This window comes from Methylobacterium sp. J-077 (assembly GCF_022829365.1).
Lineage (GTDB): Bacteria > Pseudomonadota > Alphaproteobacteria > Rhizobiales > Beijerinckiaceae > Methylobacterium.
The window spans coordinates 1-2,114 of the sequence record NZ_JAKSYJ010000010.1 but is presented as its reverse complement, the minus strand read 5'-3'; the positions used below and the strand labels follow the sequence as shown (position 1 = coordinate 2,114).

The following is a 2,114-nucleotide window of genomic DNA, read 5'->3' as shown; positions in this document are numbered from 1 at the left end:
TAACGGACAGGCGCTGGCAAGGCTCTCAACTCCATCATTTTCAAATCCGACGATGAACCTCGCCTAGGCTTATCCGTTCCTCGTTCAGGCTCATTTCACTCAGACGTGAACGAATTTTTGGAACGCCGAGGCCAGGGGGGGCTTGTCGCGGGTAGGTCGATACGACTGCCCCGTCCCCCCTCGCGGAGTTCTCCGTTGCGTCTCCCGCCTATTCCACCGCAGGACCTCAGCACCGAGCAGCGCCGCCTCTACGACACGCTCCGGGCCGGCATCGCGAAGCAGTTCCAGGGGTTCCAGACGGAAAGGGCGGACGGCGCGCTGCTCGGTCCGTTCAATCCGTGGCTGCACGAGCCGGAGATCGGCAAGGCGGTCTGGGACCTCACCGAGGCGGTATCGAAGCGCGGCGCCCTCTCGGACGCGGCACGGCAGGTCGCGATCCTGGTGACGGGCTCGCGGTTCAAGTCGGCCTACGAGCTCTACGCCCATGTCCAGGTCGCCCGGGAGAAGGGTCTGCCGGAAGGCAAGGTCGCGACCATCGTGTCCGGTCAGCGTCCGTCCGACCTCTTAACCGAGGAGGCTGCCGTCTTCGATGCTGCCAGCTCCCTGAATGCCGGCGGCGTCCTTCCGCGCCCCGTCTACGACCGGGTCGTCGCCGCGTTCGGCGCCCCCGGCGTGTCCGAACTAATCCACCTCGTCGGCCTCTACGCGATGGTCTGCATCACGCTGAACGGCTTCGACGTGCCGGTGCCGGAGCAGCAGGTCGAGCCGGCCCCGTAGGCCGCAGCCGTTCTCGTCCCAGCCCGCATGAAGCCGACTCGGACCCGATCCGATCGCACCGAAGGATGCGTACCCATGCCCGTCTACGCCGCGAGCGACCTGCCCGAGACGGTGGCCCGCACCGCCATGGATGCCGAGATCGCGGAATGGCTGAAGACCGGACCCGTGCTTGGAGGGCCGGAGCCGTTCTACAAGCAGCGGCGCGCCCACGACGCCTTCATCGATGCCGACAAGCCACCCATCGGCAAAATCGAGCATCTCGGCCTGCGCGGTCCGCACGGCACTGTACCCGTACGCGTCTACCACCCCTCCAAGCCCGGCCCGGCCGAAGGTGCCGCTCTGGTCTACCTACACGGCGGCGGCTTCGTCGTCGGATCGCTCGACCAGTTCGAGACCGCCATGCGGCGCCTGTCCGAAGGCAGCGGCGTGCAGATCTACTGCGTGGATTACAAGCTCGCGCCCGAGTACCAGTGGCCGGTCCAGATCGACGAGAACGAGTTCGTCGTGCGCTGGCTGTTCGAGCATGCCGCCGAACGCGGGATCGACCCGGCGCGGATCGCGCTCGGCGGCGACTCGGCCGGCGGCAACATGACCTGCACGATCTCCCTGCGCCTGCGCGACACCGGCGGCCCGCGTCTCGCCCTGCAGATGCCGCTTTATCCCGAGACGGCGCTGCCGTTCGAGACCAAGGCCGGGATCGAGAACCGCACCGGCGCCTACGTCGATACGGCGGGTGTCCACCAGTTCCTCTGGCACCTGCTGCCGCACGAGGTCGACTACACGCAGCCCTACGTCACGCCGATGAACGCGGAGAGCCACGCGGATCTGCCGCCGGCGCTGTTGGTGACCTGCGGCTTCGACATGCTGCGGGACGTCGGCCACGCCTATGCCAGGAAGCTCGCAGCGGCGGGCAATGACCTCACCTACGTCCACCATCCGGACCTGCCGCATGGCTTCATCCAGATGACCGCGCATTCCCGGCGCTGCCTGGCGGCGACCGAGGAGTTGGCCGGCCTGCTCGGTAGGGCCGTCCGCAGGGCCTGAAGGGCGCCGCAGCCGCACCGAACTTTCCCCACCCCCATAACGAGGAAGACGACATGACCTTGCAAGGAAAGAAGATTGCCATCCTGATCGCCCCGCGCGGGACCGAGGAGCCGGAGTTCGTCCAGCCGCGCGATGCGGTGACGAAGGCCGGTGCGAGCGTCACCGTGATCGGGCTGGAGGCCGGCGAGGCCGAGACGGTCAACAACGACTTGGACCCGGCTGGCCGCTACGCCGTCGACGCGACCATCAAGGGCGCCTCGGCCTCCGATTACGACGGGCTCGTCATCCCGGGT

General features: G+C 67.6%; 3 protein-coding genes. All 3 read left to right on the top strand.

Going from position 1 to position 2,114, the window contains the following annotated elements:
* Positions 1–195: 195 nt before the first annotated feature.
* Positions 196–777 (top strand): carboxymuconolactone decarboxylase family protein, encoded by a 582-nt coding sequence (locus MKL11_RS00095; RefSeq protein WP_243939186.1) that lies wholly within the window; start codon positions 196–198, stop codon positions 775–777.
* A gap of 75 nt (positions 778–852) precedes the next feature.
* A complete protein-coding gene (locus tag MKL11_RS00090) occupies positions 853–1,821 on the top strand; it encodes an alpha/beta hydrolase (RefSeq protein WP_243939185.1) in 969 nt (322 codons plus the stop codon).
* Between the two features lie 53 nt (positions 1,822–1,874).
* Positions 1,875–2,114 (top strand): DJ-1/PfpI family protein (locus MKL11_RS00085; RefSeq protein ID WP_243939184.1); only part of this gene is annotated, 240 nt, incomplete at its 3' end.

Coding starts and splice junctions, on each gene's coding strand:
- MKL11_RS00090 (WP_243939185.1), top strand. CDS start 853: ATGCCCGTCTACGCCGCGAGCGACCTGCCCGAGACGGTGGCCCGCACC.